Origin of the sequence: Helicobacter pylori, assembly GCA_008032955.1 — a bacterium.
GTDB lineage: Bacteria > Campylobacterota > Campylobacteria > Campylobacterales > Helicobacteraceae > Helicobacter > Helicobacter pylori_DC.
The window spans coordinates 1,228,087-1,254,803 of sequence record CP032046.1; the positions used below are offsets into that span (position 1 = coordinate 1,228,087).

The following is a 26,717-nucleotide window of genomic DNA, read 5'->3' on the forward strand; positions in this document are numbered from 1 at the left end:
TTATCCTTTTATAGTCGTTTGATCTTTTCTACCAGATCTAAGGGCGTTAAAGCGTAATTGTTCTTAAATTCTAAACTCGCTAGAGCGTGCGCTAGGCTTGCGTTAATAGCAGCGTCTAAAGGCGTGTAGTTTTGAGAAAGCAAGCTTAAAATAAGCCCCGCTAACACATCGCCACTGCCTGCTTTAGCCAAAGCCACGCTCCCTAAAATGTTAATAAAAGTTCGCCCTTGATGAGCGATTAGGGTATTAGCCCCCTTTAAAAGCAAAACCACCTTGGGGTATTTTTGAGAAAAATCCCTTGCGATTTCTAGTTTATTGTCTAACAATTCTAGCATGCTTATATTGATCCCCACTAATTTTAACAACGATAAAAACTCTTTAGGGTGAGGGGTTAAAACGGCTTCTTTTTCTAAGGCTTGCAAGATCTCTTTATGATAAAAAACGCCCGCATCTAAAACGCATGGGGCTAATTCAAGCCACTTGTTAAAATCCTTTGGAATATTTTCTAACCCCATGCCAATAGCGAACGCGCTGAGCTTTTTAGGGAAATTTTCACAAAAAACCAATTCTAAAGGCTTGTTATTAGAAGTTATCTCGCATTCTAACGCTTGGATACTCACCACTCCAGATCCAAAACTTAACGCACTTATTGCGCTCAATAACCCCGCCCCACTATGCTTGCCTAAAAGCACATGCGCATGCCCGTAATCGCCCTTATGAGCGTTTTTTCTATCCCTTAAGGGCAGTTTGAGATCGCTTTTTTCCAGTAAAAAAGTGTCTGTTGGGATCTCATAGATTTGATTAAAAACCCCCAAATGCCCCACTTTCAATTCCCCCACATAGTCTTTAGCCCTATCGCTTAATAAGCATGACTTGATAGCGCCCATGCTGATAGTCGTATCCGCTTTAAACGCCCTCTTATCCACCCTGCCTTTAGAATCGATCCCGCTAGGAATGTCGCAAGCGATTTTAAAACGCGCTTTTTGAGAAAGGCTTTCAAAGTCTAAAAACGGCTCTAATCCGCCCTTAAAAGCGCTCCCTACCACGCAATCTATTAATACATCGCATTCTAAATCTTCATTCTTTTCTTCCCATGTTTTGATGGTTACCCCTGCTTTTTTGGCCCTTTCTTTTTGCAATTGGCACATGGGGCTTTTGGCTAGTTTCATTTCAAAGACCAGCGTTTTAAAACGCCCCACTAAACGCCTAGCTAACGCATAGCCATCGCCCCCATTATCCCCGCTCCCACAAAGGATAATGACTTTAGCACCTAAAGAAGCGTTTTGTAAAACCGCCCTTTCTAAAGCCATAGCGGCGTTTTCCATTAAAATGTCTTCGCTTAAAAACAATTCTTCAAGCGCCCTTTTGTCTAGGGCATCCACTTTTTCATACACTGAAAGCATCTTTATCCTTGAAAATGAATACAGAACGAATTTTCGTAAAACGTTCCCTTTAAAGAGGGTTCGCTATGAATTTCTAAACGCATTTTATACTTTTCGCACACTTTTTTCACTAAATCTAACCCTATACCATAGCCCAACACGCTAGAATTGAAACGCGCATAACGAACGCTTAATTCTGCGATCTTGTCTTTAGGGATTTCATACCCTAAATTTTTCACTTTCAAAAACTCATGCGTTAGCTCTATGTGGATATACCCATGCATGACGCTGTATTTGATCGCGTTCATGAGTAAATTGCTATAAAGCGAAAGGAAATCCTGCTCTTTAGCCTTAAACGCCACCTCTACTAGATCGCTTTTAAATTCCAGCTTGTGGTAGTCTATCATCTCGCTAAAAAGCGTGTTTTCTTTGATGATTAGGGCTTTTAAGTCTAAAAGCACAAAAGATTCGCGCTCAATGTCTTGCATCACTAAATAAGAGAGCGAGCGGTATAAAAAACTCATGCGCTGGATAGCGATTTTAATGTGGCGGTGTTGTTGGCTGTCTTCTAAGGTTTTTAAAGACAAGACTAAAGCGCTCATGGGGGTGTTTAATTCATGCGTGGTGTTTTTTAAAAAATGATCAATACGGGTGATTTCATTCCTAATGGGCTTTAAAAACAAACGCCCTAAAAACACAGAAACCCCTATCACGCATAAAAACGCTATAACAAACACTAAAACCATATTACGATACAAAGAAGAAAAATGAAGGGGTTTAGAATTTTTAAAAAGCATTTTAGCCACGCCTAAATGAGCGAAAGTTTCATCAGTGAATAGGTAATATTCCCCCTTAAAACTAAAAAAGCCCGCCTCTTTATGGTTTTTAATCAAATCCGCGCTTTCAGGGATATTGGAATATAAAACACGCTTTTTACTATCAAAAAGCGCCATGGAAGCGTCTTTATAGCGTGAAATGAGGGCGTTTAAAGCGTTTTGATAATCCGCATGCGTTTGCATGTGCAAGGCAACCACTTCGCTAGCGATCTTAGAAGCCATTTTGTCCATGTCCATGCGTATCATTTTGATTTTTTCGTTTTTTTCATAGTTAAACGCTAAAACGCTAATCACTAGCATTAACACAAACGAAGAGCCTAAATAAGTCCCTAAAAAGAGTTTGAGGGATTTTTTTTCATAGTGGGTTAAAGCGATAGCCCACCCCCTTATGCGTTTCTATGCAATTTTTACCCAAAAGCTTGCGCAACACCTTAATGTAAGTGCGTAAGGTGGAATCATCAATCGCTTGTTCCCATAAGTTATTTTCTAGCACTTGAGAGCTGATGATTTGCCCCTTATGCTCTAAAAAGTATTCTAAAAGTTGGGCGGTTTTGGGCGGCAAGATCTCTTTTTTGCCCCTGACACTCAAGCAATTTTGGTGATAAAAAATGTTAGGCATGATTTCTATGGGATCATCATTGAAAAACCTTTTAATGCGCGCTTCTAATTCATCTAAATCAAAAGGCTTTTTCAAATAATCGCTCGCTCCTAAATTAAAGGCGTTTTTTAAGGTAGCGTTATCCTGTAAGGCGGTGATAAAAATCACAGGCGTAGAGATTAAAAAATCGTTTTTGATGCGCTTAAACAATTCCAAGCTATTCATTTCAGGCACCTGCACGTCTAAAAGCAAGAGGTTGAAGCGCTCAACAGAGAGCCTTTCATAAGCTTCTTTCCCATTAAAAGTGCAAAACACTTCATAGCCCAAATGCTCCAAAAACTCCTTAACGCTCTCGCTTAAAAGGTAATCGTCTTCTAGTAAAAAAATCTTTTTTTGCATGGGGGTATTGTAGCGCTAATTGCCTTTATACTAAAAGCGGTTATGAAAAACACTCCCTTTAAAAAGACACCGCTTTATTTTATCAGCCGTTTTTAGAATGCAATAAATCTTTATTGTATTCCAACATGGCATTTTGTAAATCAAGTTTATATAACACATTTTCAATGTAAGTAAAATAAAGGCTTTCTTGTTCTTCTTTTAAGCCTTTAGATAAAACCACATCGCAATTTTTAAAATACAAACAAACATGTTTATTTTGCGTTTGAGATATCTTCGCATGGTTAAAAGCGTCAATATAGATTAAGTTTTCCCATTTATCCAAAAGATCAAATTCTTCTATAGAGCGAGCCAAGCATAAAGGCACAATGTGGTGCAACTCAAAGCCCTTTTCTTTTTTTACGCCATGTTTTTCAAAATAAAGGGCTTTTTCTTTAATGGAGCGTTTGAGTTTTTTATCGTTTTGTTTGCTTTCTTCATTGAGCGTTTTTAAAATAAGCCTCTCTTTATTGGTTTCAAAAAACACGCTTTGTTCTAGCAAGCTAAAAATTTGTTGGGCTTGATTTTTCCAATTATGATAATCTCTCTTTTCTAACTTATTCCCATTAAAATGGTTAGGGTTGCAATAATCTTACACTAACTCTTTTAATTTTTCTTTTTGGATACGGCTTAAACTCCTATACTCTCTAACATATTCTATAATTTCACTTCTAGTAAAATTTTCAATATTTAAAAATGTAACAAAAAACATCATTTCTTCAATATCTAAATAATGATTTTCAAGCTCTATCATCACCTCTCTGCATTCTGCCCCAAAACCCTGTAAAAGATTTTCTAAAGCTTGCGTGTAACAAAAATTTTTTCTTAACAAATCTTGCGCGTTTAAAAATTCTATGGCTAAGGGAGTTAAACTGATATATTTAATACTGCTTTGAATGTAGGGGTTTGTAGGTTCCTTATTTTTATTGTATCGCTCAATCAACCCCATTCTATGCATATCTACAAAAAGATTTTTTCTCAAGCTATCTTGAGTTACTTGATTCTTTTTTCTTAAATTGTCTTGAGGCATTTCAGACTTGCAGATATTATCAACCACTTTTGCATAAACCTCTTCGCCTATGATATTGCTAGGGCGTTTGCTCATATCGGTGGTGCGAATTTGTAAAAAATCTTCTCCCACTTCATTAAAAATAGCTTGAATAATAATTTTAATCTTATTTTGATCGTAACGATTGTGTTGGGAAGTGTAAGCCCCTATAAAGAACTTTATATGCGATTAGCCAAGAATTTCAAACACTCTTTACTGGGGTCAATAAGCTAGTCATGCCACTGCCGCTAAACAAATCTAAAATCAAATCGTTTTTATGAGAGCTAGCCTTTATCATGCGTTCAATGAACACTTTAGGTTTAATGCTAGGGTGTTTGGGCTTAAGGATTTTACCCTTCTCTTTTTCAACATGCCTTTGTGAAGCGATTTCCCACACATCAAGGCATAATTTGCCCTTAGGGTTGGGGAACCAGCGTTTGTTGTTTTTTAAAATCCCCTTACTTTGAGCATGTTTGATGCGTTCGGTGGATTCATAAGCAATGCGAACCTCATCGGCATTAAAGGTGTAGTTTTTCTTGTGCATGCTATAAAATAAAATGCTTTCTTGCGCGTGGTTATAACGCTCTTTGGCGTTGGCAAACCCATCTTTTTTAACCCAAGTGATAAAATTTAAAAAATGCGCTTTTTTATGGCGCAAATACGCTAAAAATAAAGCGCAATTAAAGGGGGTATTAAAGATATAAAAACTCCCCGTATCTTTGATTTTGGGTAGCACTTTATCAATCCAAGCGTAAGAAAATGTTAAAAACTCTTCATCATTTTTAAAACTATCCCATGAAGCAATTTTAAGATTATAAGGAGAATCAATAATGGCTAAATCAACGCTTTTATCTTCTAATTTGTCTAAAAAGGTGAAAACATCTTCTATATAAATCTTATTCAAAATCAAACAAGTTTCCTAATTTTTGCTCAATCAAGGGCTTATAATTTTCATAGAGTTCATAACCTATAAAATTTCTTTTTAAAAGCTTTGCTTCTCTTAAGGTTGTCCCACTCCCGCTAAATGGATCTAGAACCACATCGCCCACGCAACTATACAATCTAATCAAACGCCTTGCTAATTCGGCCGGCATTAAAGCCGCATGCTTACCAAAAGCAATATCGTTTTTATTAGGGATTGGGATTTCCCAAATTTGTTTAGTAAATTCCACCCATTCCTCTTGAGTCAATTGGCTTTGTTCTTTTTGTTCTTCTGTGGGTTGTTTGGGCTTGCCGTCTTTGACAAACACGCCGATAAATTCTATAGTATTTTGCGCATAAAAATTTCTAGGATAAGGGTAGCTCCCAAACATCAATCTTTGTAGGATTGGCGCGTTTCCAAATATAGACATCTAGTAAGAACATTTTCGGTTTGTTTTCTAGCGTGTTGTTTAAATCATGCAAAATGGAGCGCTGAATATCAGCATGCAAATCAAAGATATGGCGGTTATAGTGCGTGTTTAAAACCTTTTTAAGCATGGGCATTAAAGGCACATTAATACATAACTTACCATTGGGTTTTAACGCTCTATAGCACTCAAGTCAAACTTTTAAAAGACCTAAAAGATAATCTTCATATTTTTCTAACGCCCCCAAATCTTCAACATGTTGGGCTGAATGCTGTAAATCTTGTGTGCCATTTTTTGCGTAATCTTTGATGTTGAAATAAGGCGGGCTTGTGATGATCACATCCACGCTATTATCTGGCACTTCATTCATGTTGGCGCTGCTATGATAAAATACTTTATTGATATTCAATCTTATTTTTACCTTTTATTAAACTTCAATGGGTTTCACAGAGATAATTTTACAATGAAATGGGGGTATTTTAAAAGAATGAGTCAGTCAAGGCAATCTAAATTTTCAACAAGCCAAACTCCCTAACGCTCTCGCTTAAAAGGTAATCGTCTTCTAGTAAAAAAATCTTTTTTTGCATGGGGGTATTGTAGTGCTTAATTAAAGGGCTTTGTTATAATACTTTCCATATTTTTAAGGAGCGTGATAATGAAAACGAACGAAGCGCAATTTTATGAAGTTTTAGAAAACCTTTTTATAGGCGTTAAGATTGAAGACAAACAAGAAAGCCTTTTAGATCCTAACGCTAAAGCAATGAAAAATGGCATGCTCAATCTCATGAAGGCTAAGAGCAAGTATTATCAAAGCAAAAAACAAGAATTAGAAAAATTCATTGATTTAAAATGCCAAAATAACAACGATCTCAAAGAAGAATTGTTTGACAAACTCTATAGCTTTTTCAAGCGTTATTTGAGCGCTAATGGAGGGATTTATTTCAACGACACGCCCCTTTACGATAGCCTTTATACTAAAAGCGATTATGAAAAATGCTCCCTTAAAAAAGACACCGCTTTATTTTATAAAACCAAAGATCTTTATTATGTGAAAAGCGAAACGAATTATAAGGATTTTTGCTTTGAACTAGAAAACATGGTTTTTAATTTTGACACTTCTTTATTAGAAAGTAAAAAGAATAATGAAAAAGTGGATTTAGTCTTTAATCTAAAAGATACAGACACAAAAACTAACACCCTAAACTTTAGCGTTACTCTCAGCAGTAAGGGGAATCAAACAAAAATAAGTGAAATTCTAAAAGAATGTTTAAATCAAGGCGTTGAACTTGATGAAGAAGTGTTAAAAAAAGCGTTTGGAAAATTCAAAAAGCAAGGCAGTATGGATTATTTTATCCATAAAAACGCGCTAGGGTTTTTAAAAGAGCAATTGGATTTGTATTTGTTTGAATACCTTTTTAAAGAAATGACTGAATTTGATGACAAACGCCTTAATGGAATCAACACCATTAAGGAAGTGGCGTTGCAAGTGATTTTATTAGTGAGCGAATTTGAAAACGAACTCTGTAAGATTTGGAACAAACCTCGTTTTGTATTAAACTCGCATTTCATTGTAAGCCTAGATCAATTAAAAGCTAAAAACTACGATCTAAATAAAATCACAAACCACAAAAACTACCCCAAACAAGTCCAAGAATGGCAAGACTTGAATTTAAAAACCACAGGCAATTTTTTAGAAAATGAGTTTTTACCCCTAGACACTCTCTATTTTAAAGATTTAGAAGAAGAGATTAAAAATTTATTCAGTGAAGATGAAATCAATGGCACGCTCATTAAAAGCGAAAACTACCAAGCCCTAAACTCTCTTAAAAACCGCTATAAAGAAACAATAGATTGCATTTACATTGATCCGCCTTTCAATACCGGCAGTGATTTTGCTTACATAGATAAATTTCAAGACAGCACATGGCTAAGCCTTATGCACAATCGCTTGGAACTCGCTTATGATTTTTTAAGCCCTCAAGGGAGTTTTTATCTGCATTTGGATAACAATGCTAATTATTTGGGGCGTATGCTACTCAATGATATTTTTGGTAAAGAAAATTTTAGGAATGAAATAATTTGGTATTACTCTAATAAAATGGCAAATAGTGGTAATAGTTTTGCTAAAAACACTGAAACAATTTTAAATTATTCTAAAAGTGAAAAATATATATTTTATAGACAAAAAGAGCCACGAAGTGAGCCAGTTCTTTTAAGCAAACGAGAAGGGCGAGATGGTAAAAATATGAGAGCAAGAGATGAAAATGGTAAGGTTATTTATGAATTATCTCATGAACGCTATGTGGATACTTTATGGGATATACCAATCATAGGCTCTACTTCAACAGAAAGGGTAAAAAACAATGAAAATCTAACCCAAAAACCGGAAAAATTGCTAGAAAGGATAATCCAAGCGAGCAGTGATGAAAATTCTATCATTTTAGACTTTTTTGCTGGGAGTGGGACGACTTGTGCAGTGGCGCACAAGCTTAAGAGAAAGTATATCGGTATTGAAATGGGGGAGCATTTTGACAGCGTGATTTTGCCTCGCCTTAAAAAGGTTATAGGCGGTTTTAAAAGCGGTGCGGCTAAAGAATTTAATGGAGGTGGGGTGGTGAAAGTTTATGCATTGGAAAGCTATGAAGAGATTTTAAGAAAAATCAAGTATGAAGACAATGACAAACCCTTAGCTTATGATGAACAATACAGCGATTTAGTGGGATGCAAAAACGAATCTTACACGCTCAATTTAAACGCGCTAGAAAAAATGGGCGTGGATATTAAAGAGACTTTGGAAAATTTATGGGGGCTGAAAGTGGAGTTTTTTAATGAAAAGGTGGTGAAATTTAAAGGGAATGATAAAGAAGTAGAGATTTTAAAAGCCTTAAAAGAAGCGCTCATTTGGTAAGGAGGCATAATGGCAAAGAAAAAAGATCTAACAACCCATAATGAAATTTTTGTCGCACAAAAACTCGCTGAAGATGAATTGAACACTAACGAGATTAACGAGCCATTAGAAAGGCTAGACTTTAAAAGCTTTGATAGCAATAAGGAGCTTTTAGATTACCAACAGCAAGCTTTGATTAACGCTTTTAGAATGCTTGTCGCTTATTTTAAGGATTTCAAAGGAAGTAAAAAAGAATTTTACGCATTTTATCAAGAGCATTATTCATTCGCTAATTGCGATTTCACTAACAAAAAACTCAATCATTTGTTAAAGAGCCATTTTAAGGTAAAAAATCAGCGCGTGAGTTTTGAAAATTTTATCAACCGATTAGCCTTTTACATGGCCACAGGGAGCGGTAAAACGATTGTCATTATCAAGCTTGTAGAGCTTTTAAGCGTGGCTATGGGAATGGGTTTAATCCCTAAGAAAAATGTCATGTTTTTTAGCGCCAATGAAAATTTGATCAAGCAATTTGAAAAAGAAATTGAAAAATACAACCGGGGTAAGGACTTTTCCAAACAAATTGATTTCAAAAACCTTAAAGAGGTTACCCATAAAGATTTCCATCGCGCTCCAAAAGATTTTTTTGAAAAAATCGCTCTTTTTTATTACCGCGCGGATTTGATGAATGATGAAGAAAGCAAGGAAAACCTTTTAAATTATAAGGATTATTGGGATAATGGGGAAAATTATGTGATTTTAGATGAAGCGCACAAGGGGAACAAGTCTGAGAGCAAAAGACAAGCTATCTTTAGTCTGCTGTCTTTAAAAGGGTTTTTATTCAATTTCAGCGCCACTTTCACCGAAGAAAGCGATCTCATCACTTCGGTGTATAATTTGAGCGTGGGCGAGTGGGTGAAGCTTGGCTATGGTAAAGAGTCTGTTTTATTGAAGAAAAACAACTTAAACGCTTTTAAGGAATTAAAAGATTTAAACGATAGGGAAAAAGAAATCGCTCTTTTAAAAGCGTTATTGCTTTTAGGCATGCAAAAACGCTATAAAACAGAAGGCTATTTTCATGACCCTTTAATGCTCGTGTTCACGCATTCTGTGAATGTGGAAAACAGCGATGCGGAAATCTTTTTTAAAACTTTAGCGCGCGTGATTGAAAATGACGATGAGAGCGATTTTTTAAAAGCTAAAGAAGATTTATTAGAGGAATTAAAGAATCCGGAATTTCTTTTTAGCGATGGCAAAGATAAAGACTATAAGGTTAAGGTTTTTAAAGAGGGTTTAAAGAGCATGGATTTTAAAGGCTTAAAAGAAGAAGTTTTTTATGCTAATAGCGGGCATATTGAAGTCATTATTAACCCTAAAAACAACCAAGAAATCGCTTTCAAACTCAACACAAGCGACAAAGTCTTTTGCCTGATTAGAATAGGCGATATTACCGAATGGATTTGTGAAAAATTAAAGAGCGTGAAAGTGGTGAGCAAGAATTTGAGCTTTAAAGAAGAGAGTTATTTCAGCCAGATTGATAAGAGCAGTATCAATATTTTAGTGGGATCTCGCACTTTTGATACTGGGTGGGATAGCACAAGGCCTAGCGTGATTTTATTTTTAAATATAGGGCTTGATGATGACGCTAAAAAGCTGGTGAAACAATCTTTTGGCAGGGGCGTAAGGATTGAAAGCGTCAAAAACCAACGCCAAAGGTTAGCGTATTTAGACATAGATGAAGCTATTAAAGACCGCTTGAAACCACACGCTGCAATGCTAGAAACGCTTTTTGTGATACCCACCAACCATGCAAGCCTTGAAGCGATTTTAAAGTTCCAAAAAGAGAGCGAGAATGGGGGCGAAAATAGAGGCTCTTGGCATGAAATCAAATTAGAAAAAACGCCCATAAAACACGCCTTATTCGTGCCTTGCTACCGAAAAGAACAAACCAACGCTCTTAAAATTCCTCAAAGCGCTTCGTTTAGAATGAGCGAAAAAAATTTTAAGGATTTAAAAGAGTATTTTCATTTAATGAGTGAAAAGCATTTTATTTTAAAGCATGAATTTTATAACCCTAAAGATTACGAGCTGTTAAAAGACATGATACAAAAAGAGCATTTTAAAAAGGTATCAACTTGGCATTATAAAGATTTAGACTACATGATTTCTGAAATTAAAGGCAAGCTATACCCCAATCAAAAAGTGCCTAAAGACGAGTTTAACGCCCTAGATAATGAGAAAATCGTGCATTTTAAAAGGATTAAAATTAAGGCGGATAAAAAAGAAGCATTAATGAAAACCATCCAAGAAGTGAAAGAGTATGCGCCTTTGGATAAAGAAACTTTAAGAAAAAAAATCGCGCAAGGCGAGATTGACATTGATAATATAGACAAACACAAACAAGACAGAATGTTCAAAGTTGATGAAGCAGAGCTGTTAAAACTCAAAGAGCATTACTACACCCCACTCATTAAAGCCAAAAACTGCGATTGGCTTAAGCATGTGGTTAAAGTAAAGAGCGAGAGCGATTTTTTAGAAGAGTTGTTAAAGATTACAGAAACGCTGCAAGAAAACTATGATTTTTGGGCGTTCAGCAAGATTGATGAGCATTTAGACAATTTGTTTATCCCTTATTTTAACGGCGCTACAGAAAGGCGCTTTTTCCCTGATTTTATCTTTTGGTTGCAAAAAGGCGGCACGCAGATCATTTGCTTCATTGATCCTAAAGGGAGTAAACACACTGATTACGAATATAAGGCAGATGCGTATCAACTTTTTAAAGATAAGGTTTTTAACCCTAAAAACGATCCCAATCTCAAAATCAAAGTGGTTTTAAAATTTTATGGGGATAAGGATGATGTGGGGGAGCGTTATAGGGATCTTTGGATTGAAAAAGGGAAACTAGAATATTTTTTTCTGGATTTAAAGGATTACTGATTTCATTGAAAGGGGTTAAAAACGCGCTTGAATAGCCTTGAATAGAGCGCTAGTTTTTCACATCGCTTAAAAACACATGCCTTAAAAGTTTGGCATCGCTTAAAAAAGCGTTTTTCAACACCGCGCTTTTATAAGTGTAATGATCTTCAATGCTTGAAACTTCACCCACAAACACCCCCGCTCCAAAAATCCCGTCTAGCCCACTCGTTAGCACTTGATCGCCTATGTTGATTTCAGCGCTTGGGACAATAAAATCCACGACCAATTCTTGCCTAAAATTAGATCCTATGAAGCCTAGCACCTGATTTTTGCCTATCATCACGCTATAGGCGCAGCGCTTGTGAGCGTTCAAAAACCCGTTCAAGCGCCCTTTTTCTAGCACCGCAATGCCTATGGCTTGGTTGTGAGAAACAAGGCCATAAATCTTGTTTTCTTCTAAATTCGTAATAGGATTGAGAGAGACGCTGTGCGTGTCTTCTAAACTGATGAATGAAGTCATAAAAGTGGGGGAATAGATCATTTTTGGATTTTCTAAAGGATAAACGCTACTCAAACGCTCTTTCAAATCGGCGTTTTCTAGTTTTAAAGCTTCTAAAATTAAGCGTTCTTTTTGAAACTCCTTAATGTTTTTGGCTTGAAAAAAATACGCTTGAATGTTGTCTAATAAGCTGTTTTTAGCGTTCATCAAGGCGTTTTTAATCCGGTCGCTGATATAAGAAGAGCTACCCTTAAAATCTAAAAAATAAAAAATAAGAAAAATCCCTAAAAGCCAAAGGAATTTAAAATAAAAACGCATGCATTATTCACTAAAACCCACACGACTGAGTAAATCCAAATCTTGTATGGCTTCTCCTGTGCCTTTGGCTACCGCCAATAAAGGCTCATCGCCCACATACACAGGGAGTTTAACCATATCGCTTAAATACTTGTCTAAGCCCTTAATCAAAGCCCCACCGCCGGTAAGCACCACGCCATTTTGCACAATGTCTTTAGCTAAATCCGGCTTCACTTCTTCAAGCACGCTCCTTAAAGCACTAGAGATTTCCCTCACTTGATCTTTAATGGCTTCAAACACATCATCAGAGCTCAATTCAATCGTATGCAATAGCCCGCTCACTTGATCCCTCCCTGACACTTCCATCGTTAGGGGCGGATCCAATTTGATCGCGCAACCGATTTCAATCTTAATCTCTTCGCCGGTGCGCTCCCCTATCAATAAATTGAATTTCTTGCGGATGTATTCCACGATGCTTTGATCCAATTTATCCCCAGCCACTCTAATGCTTTTAGAGATAACTAGCCCCCCAAGGCTGATCACGCCAATTTCAGTCGTGCCGCCACCAATATCCACAATCAAACTCCCTTGAGGCTCTTTGACTGGCAAGCCTGCTCCAATCGCAGCTGCCATAGGCTCTTCAATCAAAAAGACTTCTCTAGCCCCCGCGCTTAAAGCGCTCTCTTTAACCGCATTCCTTTCCACGCTTGTCAACCCATAAGGCACGCACACCATGATGCGCGGGCGAATCCATGTTTTTCGTTTGTGCGCTTTTTCAATAAAATAGCGGATCATTTTAGCGGTAATGTCATAATCGGCAATCACGCCATCTTTCATGGGGCGAATCGCTCTGATGCTGTTAGGGGTTTTGCCTAGCATTTCCTTAGCCTCGCTCCCCACTGCCAAAATATCATAAGCTTTAGAATCAAACAATCCCATGCGCACCGCCACAATAGAAGGCTCATTGATAATAATGCCTTGCCCTTTGACTAACACGATCGTGTTAGCCGTGCCTAAATCTATGGCAATATCATGCGAAAACAAACCGATTAATTTGCTAAAAATCATGCCCTTTCTAATCCTTTATCGTTAAATTTATAAGCGTGTTCCTTAAGGAAGAATTTTAGAATGCGTTTTAGCAATGATCAAAGGTTCAGCCTGTTTTAAAACACAATCTTTAGTGATACGCACTTCCGATCCCTTAAGCTTGGGTAAATCAAACATAATATCCAAACAAAAATCTTCAATGATCGCCCTTAAGCCCCTAGCCCCTGTTTTTCGCTCTAAAGCGAGTTTAGCGATTTCTTTAATCGCTTCTTCTTCAAAAATCAAATCCACCTCATCCATTTTGAAAAGTTGCTGGTATTGCTTGATGAGGGCGTTTTTAGGTTTTTGTAAAATATCCACCATCGCTTCTAAACTGATGCTATCTAGCGTGCTTAAAACCGGCAAACGGCCAATCAGCTCAGGGATAAGCCCATAAGTTACTAAGTCATGGGTTTGGACTAAATGCAAGATCGCTTCTTGCTCTTTTTTGCTCATCTTTTCTTGAGTGAAACCCAACACATTTTGCGTGGTGCGTTTTTTAATGATTTCAGCTAACCCATCAAACGCTCCGGCGCAAATGAATAAAATATCGCTCGTGTCAATTTGAATGAAATTGCCCTCAGGGTGCTTTCTGCCGCCTTTGGGGGGGATATTCACTAAAGAGCCTTCAACGATTTTCAATAGCGCTTGCTGAACGCCCTCGCCAGAAACATCTCTAGTGATAGAGCGGTTTTCTGACAAACGGCTGATTTTATCAATCTCATCAATAAACACAATGCCTTTTTGGGCTTTTTGGACATTCCAATCGCTCGCTTGCAACAATCTTGTAAGGATATTTTCCACATCTTCGCCCACATAACCCGCTTCAGTCAGGCTAGTCGCATCGCTAATGGCGATAGGAATATCTAAATGCTTGGCCAGAGTTTGCGCCATTAAAGTCTTGCCTGATCCTGTAGGGCCGATTAGTAAAATATTAGACTTGCTCAACTCCACTTCTTCTAAATGCTCTAACTCTAAATCGCTGTCTTGGTTGTCTTGTTTTTTGAGTTTTTCTTTAAAAGATAAGCGTTTGTAATGGTTATACACGGCTACGGAAAAAACCTTTTTGGCCTGCTCTTGCCCTATCACATAGTTATCTAAAACCGCCTTAAGCTCTTTAGGGGCTGGAATGTGAGAGAGCAAAAACTCTTCTTCTTGAACGCTTGATTCCATTCTCCTCAACCGCTCTCTTTTGAGCGCTAATAAAGAATCCACTCTGTCGTATTTGTGCAATCCCTCATGCATCACATCTATACAATATTCGCACACGCACACATCTTTATTGAGATTGCTCGCAAAAATAATGCGGCGTTTTTTGGGATCTCTTGATTCTGGTTTTTTGCAAAAACTGCAATAAAGCGTTTCGTTCATGTTATTCCTCTTGTTTTTCTTCGCTAGAATATTCGCTTGACTTATACGCCACGCCCCTAGAACTCTCTAAAATAAAAGAGCAAATCTCTTTCACAAAAGGGTTATTGGCATGCTCTTCTAACTCTAATTTAGCGCTCTCTCGCAAGGAGGGGACGGGGCTAAACAACCTCTTATAAAGCGCATGGATAAAATCAATATCCTTACTCTCTAGTAATTGGCGCATCCTGTGGCGGTTTAACCCCCTAATAAAAGCGCGATTGCCCTCTACGGTGCAATAAGGCGGCACATCTTTGCCTAAAGCGCTCTTACCGGCTATCATGCACCCTTTAGCGATACGCACAAACTGATGGATGGCTGTAAGACCGCCAATATTGACATAATCGCCTATTTCAATATGCCCTGCTAAAGTTACGCCATTAGCTAAAATGCAATGACTGCCAATCGCGCAATCATGAGCGACATGCACATAAGCCATGAGCAGGTTTTTATCCCCAATAATGGTTTTTTTAATCCCCCCTTCAGTGCCGGGATTTATCATGCAAAATTCCCGAATAAGGTTGTCTTCTCCAATAATCAGTTCGCTGTATTCGCCCTTATATTTTAAATCTTGAGGCTGTGTGCCTAGCACGGCAAAAGGAAAAATTTCGGTGTTTTTTCCAATGAAGGTATGCCCTTGTAAGGTTACATTGTTATGGAGTTTCACGCCATCATTGAGTTTGATATGATCCCCAATAACGCAAAATTCCCCAATCTCTACGCCCTTGCCAATCTCTGCTTTAGGAGAGATAATGGCTGTTTTTGCAATTTTACTCATTTTTAATCTCTCTCTACGATCATGGCTTTTAATTCGGCTTCAGCGACCACTTTGCCATCCACTTGAGCCGTGCCGCCCACTTGCCAGATCATGCCTTTATGCTTTAAGACTTCTAAATGGTATTCCAATCTGTCGCCTGGGGTTACAGGAATGCGGAATTTAACCTTGTCAATCGTCATGAAATACACGATTTTTGTTTTGGCTATTTCAGGGGCAAACCCCCACAAGCTAGTGAAGGCTAAAAACCCTCCGCTTTGCGCCATGCCTTCTACGATCAAAACGCCCGGGAAAATGGGCTTATTAGGGAAATGCCCGTTAAACACATCTTCATTAAAAGTGATATTCTTATAAGCGACAATTTTTTTATTGGCTTGTAACTCTGTAATTCTATCCACTAAGAGCATGGGATAGCGGTGAGGTAGAATTTGTAAGATATGCTCTATAAAAAATTGAGATTGTAAGTTTTGATGATTTTGTTCCATAAAAATAAACTCCTTGTTTTGGATCAATTAAAGCGCTATTTTTAGCGTTGGTTATTCTAAAAAATAACCGCTATTATACCATAAGAAAACCGCTCGCTTGTATTTGCAAAAACACCGATGCATTGCGCCATAAGCTTAAAGAAACGCTTTATTCAGACACCACGCATGCACCGCTTGCACATCATTCATGCGTGTGGCTTAGAATATTCTCTCTTAAATGATAGTGTGGGTATTTGTTAGAATCCAAAACCACTTGCCCCATGAGTTGCTTGTCCAAATTGAAAATTAAAGGGGCTAAATAATTCACGGTGGAAAGCTCAATGGGGGTTTGAACCACCATGATATTAGCGACTAGAACGCTCTTGGCTCCCTCTAATTCTAAAAGGATTTTTAAGGGGGTAGGCACTTCAAATTCGTATTTTCTTAAAGCAAAGGGATTGACCAGCGTGAAAGACACCACGGAATTCTCTTCTGTGCTATTCAAACGCAAAAAGATTTCATCAACCTTTTGCAAGCGCATTTTGTGAATGGTTTCAAACCCTAATATAGGCACTTTCACATCAAAAATCATAGGCGATTGCATTCCCTTTAAAAAAGCACAAAATCTTCTCCTTAAAGAATAAAAGACCGCCTTAAAACCAGCGCTCAATGATTTCTAAACTAAACTCTGTATTATATCAAACAATTTTGGTAAAATCAATTTTTGCTAGTTTTGGATATAATCCCAATAACTTAACCATGATGGAAGTTTAACTGAATCATTATAAAATACAACAAGGAGTTGAGGAATGAGCAAAATAAAACCACAAATCAAGAAAAATAATCCTAGTAAATCTCATTTTAGCGATGGGTGGCATCTTTTTGGTGCGGTGTGTATGATTGGAGAAATGGTCTTTAAAATATACAACGGAATTAAGAAAGCGAAGAAAAAATAAATTTGAGCGTAATGAAAGTTATTTCTAAAAAATTTAATCTTTATAAGACAGGTGGCATGCGTTTAAAACATTTTAAAACTTTCCTTTTTATCGCAATGGCGATTATTGTGATAGGTACCGGTTGCGCGAACAAAAAGAAAAAAAAAGATGAATACAACAAACCGGCGATCTTTTGGTATCAAGGGATTTTGAGAGAAATCCTTTTTGCTAATTTAGAAACAGCGGACAATTACTATTCTTCTTTACAAAGCGAACACATCAATTCCCCCCTTGTCCCAGAAGCGATGCTAGCTTTAGGGCAAGCGCACATGAAAAAGAAAGAGTATGTTTTAGCGTCTTTTTACTTTGATGAATACATCAAGCGCTTTGGGACGAAAGACAATGTGGATTATTTGACCTTTTTAAAATTGCAATCGCATTATTACGCTTTCAAAAACCATTCTAAAGACCAGGAATTTATCTCTAATTCTATTGTGAGTTTAGGCGAATTTATAGAAAAATACCCTAACAGCCGTTACCGCCCCTATGTAGAATACATGCAAATCAAATTCATTTTAGGGCAAAACGAACTCAATCGCGCGATTGCGAATGTCTATAAAAAACGCCACAAGCCTGAGGGCGTGAAACGCTATTTAGAAAGGATAGATGAGACTTTAGAAAAAGAGACTAAACCCAAACCATCGCACATGCCTTGGTATGTGTTAATTTTTGATTGGTAGGATATTTCAAAACCATACACATTATAACAGAGAGATGAAAAATGACTGAAGATTTTCCTAAAATTCTGCCTTTATTGGTAGAAGAAGACACTTTTTTATACCCCTTTATGATAGCCCCTATTTTTTTGCAAAATAACGCCAGCATTAAGGCGGTAGCTTACGCTAAAAACAACAAATCGTTAGTCTTTATTGCATGCCAAAAAGACAAATTGAATGACAATGAAGCCCCTTATTATGATGTGGGGGTGATTGGATCTATTATGCGTGAAGCCAACATGCCTAATGGGCGCGTGAAATTGCTCTTTAATGGCATCGCTAAGGGGCGTATTTTAGAGCCTGCTAAAGAAAACGAGCAAGGCTTTTTAGAAGCTCAAATAAGCCCCATTGAATATTTAGAATACGATAAAGAAAACATTCAAGCGATCGTGGAAGTGTTAAAAGAAAAGGTGATCACTCTAGCCAATGTCAGCTCACTCTTTCCTCCGGATTTGATCAAGGCTTTAGAAGACAATGACGATCCTAACCGCATCGCTGATTTAATCGCAGCGGCCTTGCATTTAAAAAAAGATCAAGCGTATTCTCTTTTTGCCAACAACAACACCGAACAGCGCTTGTTGGATTTGATTGATATTGTGATAGAAGAGACTAAAACCCAAAAGCTCCAAAAAGAAATCAAATCCAAAGTCCATCAAAAAATGGAGCAAACCAATAAGGAATATTTCTTAAAAGAGCAGCTCAAACAAATCCAAAAAGAGCTTGGCACAGACAAACAGCGAGATGAAGATTTAAACCAATATTACCAAAAACTAGAAAGCATCAAGCCTTTTTTAAAAGAAGAAGCGTTTAAGGAAATCAAAAAGCAAATTGACCGATTAAGCCGAACCCATGCGGACAGCTCGGATAGCGCGACTTTACAAAATTACATTGAAACCATGTTAGATGTGCCTTTTGGGCAATATGAAAAAAAAGCGCTTGACATTAAGCATGTCAAAGAGCAACTAGATAACGATCATTATTCCTTAAAAAGGCCTAAAGAGCGTATTGTAGAATACTTTGCCACCATGCAGCTTTTAGAAATGCGCCACAAGAAAAAACCAGAAAAAAAAGACAAAGCTAAAGGCACGATTTTATGCTTTTATGGACCTCCTGGCGTGGGTAAAACGAGTTTGGCTAATTCCATCGCTAAAGCGATAGAGCGTCCTTTAGTTCGGATCGCTTTAGGGGGCTTAGAAGATGTGAATGAATTAAGAGGGCACAGACGCACTTATATAGGCTCAATGCCCGGGCGCATTGTCCAAGGGCTTATTGAAGCCAAAAAGATGAATCCGGTCATGGTTTTAGATGAAATTGATAAGGTGGATAGAAGCGTTAGGGGCGATCCAGCGAGCGCTTTATTAGAGATCTTAGACCCTGAGCAAAATACCGCTTTTAGGGATCATTATGCGAATTTTAGCATTGATTTATCGCAAGTGATTTTTATCGCTACCGCTAACAATATTGACAGAATCCCGGCCCCTTTAAAAGACAGAATGGAATTTATCAGTGTGTCCAGCTACACGCCTAATGAAAAAGAAGAAATCGCTAAAAACTATCTCATCCCCCAAGAATTAGAAAAGCACGCCTTAAAGCCTAGCGAAGTGGATATTAGCCATGAGTGTTTGAAACTCATTATTGAAAAATACACCAGAGAAGCGGGCGTTAGGGATTTACGAAGACAGATCGCAACGATTATGCGTAAAGTAGCTTTAAAATACCTAGAAGATAACCCGCACAAAAAAGGGCGGACCAAAAAAGGCGAAGATCAAAAAAGCGAAAATCAAAAAAGCGAGAGTAAAGATTTCTGCGTCTCTATCACGCCTAATAACCTTAAAGAGTATTTAGAACGCATGGTGTTTGAAATTGACCCCATAGATGAAGAAAATAAAATCGGTATTGTCAATGGTTTGGCATGGACTCCAGTAGGCGGTGATGTGCTTAAAATTGAAGCGGTTAAGATCAGGGGTAAGGGGGAATTAAAACTCACTGGGAGTTTAGGCGATGTGATGAAAGAATCCGCTATTATTGCCTTTTCTGTTGTCAAAGTCTTATTGGATAACGAAACCTTAAAGGCGCCTAAAATCCCTAGCGAAACCGATGCAGAGGGTAAGAAAAAGAAAAAAGTGCTGAAAGTTTATAACGCTTATGATTTGCATTTGCATGTCCCTGAGGGGGCTACGCCTAAAGACGGACCGAGCGCTGGGATCGCTATGGCGAGCGTGATGGCGAGCATTTTGTGCGACCGAGCTATAAGAAGCGAAGTGGCGATGACGGGCGAATTGACTTTGAGCGGGGAAGTTTTACCCATAGGAGGGTTGAAAGAAAAATTGATCGCCGCTTTTAAAGCCGGCATTAAAACCGCTCTCATTCCCGTTAAAAATTATGAAAGGGATTTAGACGAGATCCCTGCTGAAGTGCGAGAGAATTTAAACATCGTTGCGGTGAAAAACATCGCTGAAGTGCTAGAAAAAACCTTACTTTAGAACTTGGCATGAAAGCAGGCATTATTGGTTTAGGGCTTATGGGGGGGAGTTTAGGGCTAGCCTTGCAAGAATGGGGGCGTTTTAAAAGCGTTATAGGCTATGATCATAACGCTTTGCATGCTAAATTGGCTTTGACTTTGGGGCTTGTAGATGAGTGCGTGGGATTTGAAAAGATTTTAGAATGCGATGTGATTTTTTTGGCCATTCCGGTTGAGGGCATCATTGCATGTTTGAAAAAAATGACTCCCGTTAAAAAAAGCGCAACGATTATTGATTTAGGGGGCGCTAAAGCGCAAATCATTCACAATATCCCTAAAAGCATTCGTAAGAATTTCATCGCCGCGCACCCCATGTGCGGGACAGAGTTTTATGGCCCTAAAGCAAGCGTTAAGGGGCTGTATGAAAACGCTCTTGTGATATTGTGCGATTTAGAAGATTCAGGAACTGAGCAAGTAGAGATCGCTAAAGAAATCTTTTTAGGCATTAAAGCGCGCTTGATCAAAATGAAATCCAATGAGCATGACACCCATGTGGCTTATATCAGCCATTTACCCCATGTTTTGAGCTACGCTCTAGCTAATAGCGTTTTAAAGCAAAATGACCCAGAGATGATTCTATCCTTAGCGGGTGGGGGTTTTAGGGATATGAGCCGTTTGTCTAAAAGCTCGCCTTTAATGTGGAAAGATATTTTCAAACAAAACCGAGACAATGTCTTAGAAGCGATTAAAAAATGCGAAAAAGAAATCGCGCAAGCTAAGGCTTGGATAGAAAATAACGATTATGAAAGCCTTGCAGAATGGATGGCGCAAGCGAACAAACTCCAGGAGTTCATGTAAAGTAAAATGATGCAGAATGATTTAAAATTCGCGTATCGTTGTTTTTAGAGTTGCTAGAAGCAAAATGGGGTGTTTTTGGATTGTCTTTATAGGCTGTTTCATGTGGATTGCATGGATTGATCTAATAAACCAGCAAACAACTATAAGAGATTATCTTAAATTCAGATCTTATGAAACGCTTCCAACAAAAACAAATTTTAGCCGTTTAGGGATTTGATTTCTTAAACCTTTTTATCAAAAATACCGGCGTTTTTATAGGCATTTTAAGGGCGGTTTTAATACTTCTTAGCGTTGTTAAGATACTTAGGCAATTCATTCAACTCAGCGTTTTTATCGTTCTTAAAAACCACTTGCTTTTCAACCCGCTCATATTCTTTACAATCTCTTCTCATTTTTTGTAAGGGATATTTTTGGTTGTCGTTAGGGATATAAAAACATTCGCTCTTAGCGTTTTCATAGCTATCCGTTAAGCTTATATCATAGTGGTACCAAAACCCGCTAGGGATAGCGATATTCTTAGAGCTAAAAGTCCTATAGCCCTGTTTGATGATGGTAAGTTCTTCTACTAAAACTTGATAGTATTTCCTAGCCAAATTACGGCCCTCTTTTTCTACTGATAAAACAGAATGCCTGTTGGTGTTTTTGGCTTCAGGGGTGATATTAGTCATTCTGTAAGTTTCTCTTAAAGGGTTAGACGCAAAATCAAAAGAAGCGTCATTCGCCACAAAATGCCCCCTATCAAAACCGCTTCTTGTGTAATCTTGTGTCGTGGCTTGTTGGTATTTGGCTAATCGTGTGTCCGGCTTAAACTCATAGCGTTTTTCAATATTATTTTTATCCACTAAATCCCCAAACAACACGCTCACGCCATAAATAGGGTTTTTTAACTCGCTAGAATAACACACCGAATAGAAGTTATTTTTTAAGACTTTACAATCAATGTTAGTGAGCATGCCATTAGCGTTATGAGTGGTATTGCGATTTTTAGTGGGGTTAGCGTTATTGACTTGATCCTTGATTTCATTAAGCTTTTTAGTGGTGTAGCTGTTAATAGCCTTAGTGAAATTATCCAGCATGTCCGCTTGGAGCCAACCCATAGCAATCAGGCTAAAACAGAGCAGGTTTTTAAAGGTTTTCATGTTTTGCTCCTTTTTGATTGGCTTGAATACTACAACAATATTTTTAATCGTTTGTTTTTACCCACTAAATAGCCTAGCGTGTAGCGTTTTGATGCGTTAAGTGGTGCGCGTAAATTAAGAATAAAAATTTCATTGTATTTTTTAGTGCTATCATCTATCCCCCATGCGTCTTCGTCAATATCGCCCAAGTTCAAATAGTCTTCGTTAGAGTCAAAAAGCTTGCAATAAATCCTTTTTTGTTCATTGAGATCTAATTTTTGGAACTCTCCGCTATCAATTTCATCAATCTTACAATCGGCGCGTTTTAAAAAACGCTCGCTAAGATCGTTAAAGATTTTTAGGCATTCGCTCTTACTTTTAGCGTTAAGGATTTGTTTTTTAATTTCTAAATTCACTTCTTTCAATTCAGCATAGACAAAACTCCCGCCCCCTTTAAAACCGCATTTTTTAGAAATGCCCCCTTGCTCGCCCTCTATGACCTTTTTTAACCTTTCTTTGGTGATCGTTTCTATATAGTCCATTTGCTCGATGCCAATGTAGCGGCGTTTCATTTTGTGCGCCACCGCGCAAGTCGTCCCGCTCCCAGCAAAAAAGTCTAACACGAGGTCGTTTTCGTTGGTAGAAACCTCTAAGATTCTTTGAATTAAACTTTCTGGTTTTTGACCTTTAAAATTTTCATCATCAATTACTATAGTTTCATCAACTCTTGAAACTGAACTATCAATAGCAATTGAATTTAATTTATCCCACTTATTACTATTCCATGTATCTTCTAATGGATATTTTTCACCTCTATTTTCATGATTTATAAAAGTTAAAAAATCATCTACTTTTTCTTGTGGAAAAGAAAATTTTTTAAAAGCATTTTGCACTTCATTTTTTGTTAATAGCTGTAAAAAATCTTTATTTTCTATATAAGTCTTATTAAAAAGATAATTATCACTTTTAGAATAAAATAAAATTGTATCATGGTTTCTTATATATTTTTTTGCAGCCGTTTTGTAGCCCGATAAAAAACCCATTCTCCATATAATTTCACTTCTGAAATTTTCTCGTTTAAAAATTTCGTCCATTAATACCTTACAATAATGCACTTCATTATAATCTAAATTAATATAAATACTCCCATCATCGCTTAAAAATTCCCTAGCCGCTTCAAGCCTGTTTTTCATAAACACTAGCCAAGAGCTGTGGTTAAAATTATCGTTGTAATTAAAGCTGTCATTACCGGTATTATAAGGAGGGTCAATGTAGATGCATTTCACTTGTTTAGCGAATTTCTTTTTTAAAGAATGAAGAGCGATCAAGTTATTGCCTTTGATAAGGTAGTTCGTGTTCTTGTCTTTTAAAGCGCTTTCTAAATCTCCTTCTCCATGCATTTCAAAATGACACAACGCTTTTTTGCATAAAAGCGTGTCAATTTCTTTTTTATGCAATACCTCATGGTAAAAACACTCTTTAGATTTGGTGCTGTTGTCTTTAGCGTTACCGAGTAAAACATTGTCTTTAAAAGGGAAATTCAAAACGACTAATTCGCTGGATTTTATCAAACCCCCTTGCGAATATAGACCTATTTTATTTTTAAATCGTGTGAAAGATTTTTCTAATTCTTTTATTTCTAAACATTCTAATAACGCTTTTTCATTGAACACAAGCGTGTTGGCGATCATTTTAAAAAAAGCGTTTTTGTAGTCGTTAGCGTTTTCATGCTCAAGCATGAAAGTTAAAAGCTTTTCATCATTCTGTAGGATTAAAGTTTCTAAGCGTTCTTTAGTGAAATGATGGATTAAAATATCTACTAGGGTTTTGAGTGGGGTTTTTAACATTCTTTGTCCTTAAAAGTTTGATTGAAAGCGGTTGCAAATTCGTCATTTACTGCTTTATTATTATGGAGCGTGAAAAACAGCAGGCCTTTTAAATGGAGTTTTTTGTTATGGCTTTTAAGCGTGGCGTTCTCTAGCATTTCTAAAAATTCTTTTTTCCAAGCGTTAGAATGCTCTAAATGTTCGCCTTTAGCTTCCATATAACAAGTGAAGCCTAAAAATTCATCTTCATGCGTTTGGGCAAAAAGGATAAAATCCGGCTCAAAACCTTGCGCGTAATAGGGGCTGTTTTCTATATTGCAAAAAACTTTTAATTCAGTGAAATGATCGTTCCTTAAAACGCACCATTCTTTGAATTTCTTGTCTAAAAGCTCTTTATTTTTATTGATAAAATGTAAAAAATCCCTTTCTAAATCGCTGTCTAGTTTTCGCATGTCTTTAAAAAGCAGCCATTCGTAAAAGGGAATGTCTTTTTCCCATTCGCTAGCGCTAAGGCTTTTATTATGCGTTTCAAATTCTTTCAATTCTAACGCGCTCACGCTAGGTTTATCTTGCTCTTTTAAAAGCGTGTCTTTTAAGTTTTCAATGATATAAACAGCGAGCTTTAAAAGGATTTCGTTGTTATCAAACTTTTGGCTTTTATGGAAGTTTGTTTTTAATGGCGAAATATATTCCTTTATAAATTCCACTTTATTGTTAAAGGCATGTTTTTTAAAGGCTTTTTTAAGCGTTTTGAAATCCAGGTTTTTTAAATTAAGGGCTTTTAAAAAATAGTTTATAGGGATTTTATCTAAGGTGTGGGGTATATAATAAGTTTTATCGCCTTTATTTTCTTCTTTAAAATCCACTTTCTTTTCACGCACATTAAAAGCAAATAAGGGGACATGCAAACTTTTGAGTGTGGCTTCAACAGGGTCTGAATAGTCTTTATTGAAGAGGTTTTTCTTTTTGTCTTTTGTGTTGCTCGCATAGTAGCATTTGAAACGCTTGGTGGGCGTTAAAGGGATAGTTGTTTTTTCCTTTTCAATGAATCCTAATCCTAAATCTTGTAACTCGTTGTTTAATTTAGCGATAAACTCGCTGTCATAAACAGCATGGTAGTCTAACCTTTCTAACACGCTTAAGGGGTTAAAAAGATCAAACTTGCGTTGGTAAAACTCTATGCGGTTTGGCTTGAAATCGTTGTAGCTAAAGGGGTAGTATCTCGCCCCTCGCCCTATGAGCTGGGCGTCTTTAATGGTGTCTTTTTGACTCGCTTTGTTTTTAAGCCTGACAATGTCAAACAAATTCAGCACATCCCAGCCTTCATTGAGCTTATCCACGCTAAAAATCACTCTTTTAGGGTTGTCTCTGTCTTCTAGGGAGTTCAATAAAAGCATGTGATTTTCTAATTCTTTTTCGTTGTTGGTGTTGATCTGGGTGCTTTTTTTGAATTTCGTCTGCAAGAATGCCACAAGGTTAGGGGTGTAATGTTGCTTGTCAAAAAAGTTTTTGGCGTCTTTAAAAAAAGCGTTGCGGCTGTAGTTGAAAAAATTTTCCAAATCTAAAGGGCTTAAATTTTCTAAAAAGGTATTGAAGCGCTCTTGATTTTCCTTGCTGTCTTCAATCCTTTCGCTTTTAAACAAAATACATGGTTTAAAGTTTTCAATATTATGGTGTTGGGCTAGTAATTCTTTATACAAACTGGAAACGCATGCCCCTAAAAAGCGCGTTTCTAATTCTTTGTTTTCATAGGAAAAGGAGTAGATGTTTTTGCAAAATTTATCCTCGCTAAATTGTTTTAAGGTGTAGGTGAACGCCTTTAAGTTTTCATATTTTTCTTTAACGCTTTTTTCATTAGGGATAGTGGCGCTAAATTCCAGCAATAAATTGTCTTTATTTTGTTCTAGGGCTAATTTCACCACGCTTTCCCAATTGCGTTTTTCACTAGCCTCACTATCATTTAATTTCTTTTTAGTCTCTGTGTTTAAATGGTGCGCTTCATCCGCTAAAAAAACTAATTTTTGATCTTTTAAATCCTCTAGGGTGATAGCGTTTTCTTTAGCTCTAGTGAATAGTGAAAACAAGCCTTGAATGGTGCTGAAATAAATGTTGATAGCGTTGTTATGACTCTCGTTTAAATTATTGATGCTTTTAATTTCTGTGTTTTCATCATTGATATTGATATTCTCGCTAAAAAGGTATTTTGATGAAACGCTGTCTGTAAAATTCAATTTCGTTTTTTCTAAAATGCTGGCGCTATTCACAAAAAAGATAAAGTTTTGATAGCCTTGCTTGTAGCATTCTAAAATCAAACCCGCCATCACTAAGGTTTTGCCGCTACCGGTGGCCATTTCAAACATGAAATGCTTTTGAGTTGGGTTGGATTGGCGTTTTTCTAAATAATTATATATCGCTTGCTTTTGATAATCTCTAAGCTCTTTTTTTAAATTACTGGTGATGTGGGTGGGTAGATCTATTTCTTTATCATTGGGCGCGTTATTTGGCGTGCGATCTTTTATCGCTGATTGGGGGGGGGGGGGGTAACTTTGAATGAATGAATCTTGCATGAAATCCCTTAATGAAAAAGTGAGAAAATTATAGCGTAAAGTTTTGAGATTGACTTTAGAGGCGCTAGCGAACAATTAAATTAAAATCAAACAAAGTTTTAGTTTTAATATTTAATGGAATAAAGCCCTTAAAATCAAAAAGCGCTTCTTTTTCTTTGCTATAATCAATCTCAAAAAACCAACTTTTTTAAAATAAA

Annotated in this window: 18 protein-coding genes and 4 pseudogenes; 6 read left to right on the forward strand and 16 right to left on the reverse strand. The window is 37.1% G+C overall.

Going from position 1 to position 26,717, the window contains the following annotated elements; translation table 11 throughout:
• Positions 1–8: 8 nt before the first annotated feature.
• The 7 genes and pseudogenes from D2C72_06050 to D2C72_06080 form a co-directional block, all read right to left on the reverse strand.
• Positions 9–1,403, reverse strand: a complete 1,395-nt coding sequence (locus D2C72_06050) for an NAD(P)H-hydrate dehydratase (protein ID QEF43834.1) — start codon at positions 1,401–1,403, stop codon at positions 9–11.
• Positions 1,404–1,405: 2 nt separating this feature from the next.
• Entirely contained in the window at positions 1,406–2,608 is a 1,203-nt protein-coding gene (locus D2C72_06055; protein ID QEF43835.1) for a sensor histidine kinase, read from the reverse strand.
• Positions 2,574–3,215, reverse strand: a complete 642-nt coding sequence (locus tag D2C72_06060; protein ID QEF43836.1) for a DNA-binding response regulator — start codon at positions 3,213–3,215, stop codon at positions 2,574–2,576. Before D2C72_06060 ends, D2C72_06055 begins: the two co-directional genes overlap by 35 nt.
• An 82-nt stretch (positions 3,216–3,297) precedes the next feature.
• A pseudogene (locus D2C72_06065) lies at positions 3,298–4,526 on the reverse strand (restriction endonuclease subunit R).
• Entirely contained in the window at positions 4,502–5,209 is a 708-nt protein-coding gene (locus tag D2C72_06070) for a site-specific DNA-methyltransferase (GenBank protein QEF43837.1), read from the reverse strand. The pseudogene D2C72_06065 and the gene D2C72_06070 overlap by 25 nt, the downstream one beginning before the upstream one ends.
• Positions 5,196–6,057 (reverse strand): annotated as a pseudogene (locus D2C72_06075) (site-specific DNA-methyltransferase). Before D2C72_06075 ends, D2C72_06070 begins: the two are co-directional and overlap by 14 nt.
• Positions 6,058–6,172: 115 nt before the next feature.
• A pseudogene (locus D2C72_06080) lies at positions 6,173–6,235 on the reverse strand (response regulator).
• Between the two features lie 68 nt (positions 6,236–6,303).
• On the opposite strand from D2C72_06080, the gene D2C72_06085 reads away from it, so the two are divergent.
• A complete protein-coding gene (locus D2C72_06085; GenBank protein QEF43838.1) occupies positions 6,304–8,556 on the forward strand; it encodes a site-specific DNA-methyltransferase in 2,253 nt (750 codons plus the stop codon).
• Positions 8,557–8,565: 9 nt separating this feature from the next.
• Positions 8,566–11,472 (forward strand): restriction endonuclease subunit R, encoded by a 2,907-nt coding sequence (locus D2C72_06090; GenBank protein ID QEF43839.1) that lies wholly within the window; start codon positions 8,566–8,568, stop codon positions 11,470–11,472.
• A 49-nt stretch (positions 11,473–11,521) separates the two neighbouring features.
• Here the strand turns inward: D2C72_06090 and mreC are convergent, their stop codons facing one another.
• The 5 genes from mreC to fabZ are packed head-to-tail and all read right to left on the reverse strand — an operon-like array spanning position 11,522 to position 16,000.
• On the reverse strand, positions 11,522–12,268 hold the full coding sequence (mreC, locus tag D2C72_06095; GenBank protein QEF43840.1) for a rod shape-determining protein MreC: 747 nt from the start codon (positions 12,266–12,268) through the stop codon (positions 11,522–11,524).
• A gap of 3 nt (positions 12,269–12,271) precedes the next feature.
• Positions 12,272–13,315, reverse strand: coding sequence for a rod shape-determining protein (locus D2C72_06100; GenBank protein QEF43841.1), 1,044 nt, complete (start codon positions 13,313–13,315; stop codon positions 12,272–12,274).
• 42 nt (positions 13,316–13,357) lie between these two features.
• Positions 13,358–14,704 carry an ATP-dependent protease ATP-binding subunit ClpX gene (gene clpX, locus D2C72_06105; protein QEF43842.1) on the reverse strand — a complete coding sequence of 449 codons (1,347 nt, stop codon included), beginning with the start codon at positions 14,702–14,704 and terminating at the stop codon, positions 13,358–13,360.
• A 1-nt stretch (position 14,705) separates the two neighbouring features.
• Entirely contained in the window at positions 14,706–15,518 is an 813-nt protein-coding gene (gene lpxA, locus D2C72_06110) for an acyl-[acyl-carrier-protein]--UDP-N-acetylglucosamine O-acyltransferase (GenBank protein ID QEF43843.1), read from the reverse strand.
• Positions 15,519–15,520: 2 nt separating this feature from the next.
• Entirely contained in the window at positions 15,521–16,000 is a 480-nt protein-coding gene (fabZ, locus tag D2C72_06115; GenBank protein QEF43844.1) for a 3-hydroxyacyl-[acyl-carrier-protein] dehydratase FabZ, read from the reverse strand.
• A 47-nt stretch (positions 16,001–16,047) separates the two neighbouring features.
• On the opposite strand from fabZ, the gene D2C72_06120 reads away from it, so the two are divergent.
• Entirely contained in the window at positions 16,048–16,221 is a 174-nt protein-coding gene (locus D2C72_06120) for a flavoprotein oxidoreductase (GenBank protein QEF43845.1), read from the forward strand.
• On the opposite strand, the gene fliW is transcribed toward D2C72_06120, so the two are convergent.
• On the reverse strand, positions 16,182–16,571 hold the full coding sequence (gene fliW / locus D2C72_06125) for a flagellar assembly protein FliW (GenBank protein ID QEF44197.1): 390 nt from the start codon (positions 16,569–16,571) through the stop codon (positions 16,182–16,184). The genes D2C72_06120 and fliW overlap by 40 nt on opposite strands.
• Before the next feature lie 420 nt (positions 16,572–16,991).
• Here fliW and bamD point away from each other — a divergent pair, with 420 nt between their 5' ends.
• Genes bamD through D2C72_06140 form a run of 3 tightly spaced genes read left to right on the forward strand, consistent with a single transcriptional unit; the run spans position 16,992 to position 21,009 of the window.
• Complete coding sequence (gene bamD, locus D2C72_06130) at positions 16,992–17,654, forward strand: outer membrane protein assembly factor BamD (protein ID QEF44198.1); 663 nt, start codon at positions 16,992–16,994, stop codon at positions 17,652–17,654.
• A gap of 41 nt (positions 17,655–17,695) precedes the next feature.
• Entirely contained in the window at positions 17,696–20,173 is a 2,478-nt protein-coding gene (gene lon / locus D2C72_06135; GenBank protein ID QEF43846.1) for an endopeptidase La, read from the forward strand.
• Between the two features lie 8 nt (positions 20,174–20,181).
• Positions 20,182–21,009, forward strand: coding sequence for a prephenate dehydrogenase (locus tag D2C72_06140; protein QEF43847.1), 828 nt, complete (start codon positions 20,182–20,184; stop codon positions 21,007–21,009).
• 275 nt (positions 21,010–21,284) lie between these two features.
• Here the strand turns inward: D2C72_06140 and D2C72_06145 are convergent, their stop codons facing one another.
• The 3 genes and pseudogenes from D2C72_06145 to D2C72_06155 form a co-directional block, all read right to left on the reverse strand.
• Positions 21,285–22,148, reverse strand: coding sequence for a DNA/RNA non-specific endonuclease (locus tag D2C72_06145; protein ID QEF43848.1), 864 nt, complete (start codon positions 22,146–22,148; stop codon positions 21,285–21,287).
• 122 nt (positions 22,149–22,270) lie between these two features.
• A pseudogene (locus tag D2C72_06150) lies at positions 22,271–23,974 on the reverse strand (site-specific DNA-methyltransferase).
• Positions 23,968–26,595, reverse strand: a complete 2,628-nt coding sequence (locus D2C72_06155) for a restriction endonuclease (GenBank protein ID QEF43849.1) — start codon at positions 26,593–26,595, stop codon at positions 23,968–23,970. The pseudogene D2C72_06150 and the gene D2C72_06155 overlap by 7 nt, the downstream one beginning before the upstream one ends.
• Between the last annotated feature and the right edge of the window lie 122 nt (positions 26,596–26,717).

What these genes read in the sequence shown, in the direction of transcription:
- D2C72_06090 (QEF43839.1), top strand. Translation starts at nt 8,566, where the DNA reads ATGGCAAAGAAAAAAGATCTAACAACCCATAATGAAATTTTTGTCGCA.
- D2C72_06085 (QEF43838.1), top strand. Translation starts at nt 6,304, where the DNA reads ATGAAAACGAACGAAGCGCAATTTTATGAAGTTTTAGAAAACCTTTTT.
- lpxA (QEF43843.1), bottom strand. Translation starts at nt 15,518, where the DNA reads ATGAGTAAAATTGCAAAAACAGCCATTATCTCTCCTAAAGCAGAGATT.
- lon (QEF43846.1), top strand. Translation starts at nt 17,696, where the DNA reads ATGACTGAAGATTTTCCTAAAATTCTGCCTTTATTGGTAGAAGAAGAC.
- D2C72_06140 (QEF43847.1), top strand. Translation starts at nt 20,182, where the DNA reads ATGAAAGCAGGCATTATTGGTTTAGGGCTTATGGGGGGGAGTTTAGGG.
- mreC (QEF43840.1), bottom strand. Translation starts at nt 12,268, where the DNA reads ATGCGTTTTTATTTTAAATTCCTTTGGCTTTTAGGGATTTTTCTTATT.
- bamD (QEF44198.1), top strand. Translation starts at nt 16,992, where the DNA reads ATGCGTTTAAAACATTTTAAAACTTTCCTTTTTATCGCAATGGCGATT.
- D2C72_06060 (QEF43836.1), bottom strand. Translation starts at nt 3,215, where the DNA reads ATGCAAAAAAAGATTTTTTTACTAGAAGACGATTACCTTTTAAGCGAG.
- clpX (QEF43842.1), bottom strand. Translation starts at nt 14,704, where the DNA reads ATGAACGAAACGCTTTATTGCAGTTTTTGCAAAAAACCAGAATCAAGA.
- fliW (QEF44197.1), bottom strand. Translation starts at nt 16,571, where the DNA reads ATGATTTTTGATGTGAAAGTGCCTATATTAGGGTTTGAAACCATTCAC.
- D2C72_06100 (QEF43841.1), bottom strand. Translation starts at nt 13,315, where the DNA reads ATGATTTTTAGCAAATTAATCGGTTTGTTTTCGCATGATATTGCCATA.
- D2C72_06050 (QEF43834.1), bottom strand. Translation starts at nt 1,403, where the DNA reads ATGCTTTCAGTGTATGAAAAAGTGGATGCCCTAGACAAAAGGGCGCTT.
- D2C72_06145 (QEF43848.1), bottom strand. Translation starts at nt 22,148, where the DNA reads ATGAAAACCTTTAAAAACCTGCTCTGTTTTAGCCTGATTGCTATGGGT.
- fabZ (QEF43844.1), bottom strand. Translation starts at nt 16,000, where the DNA reads ATGGAACAAAATCATCAAAACTTACAATCTCAATTTTTTATAGAGCAT.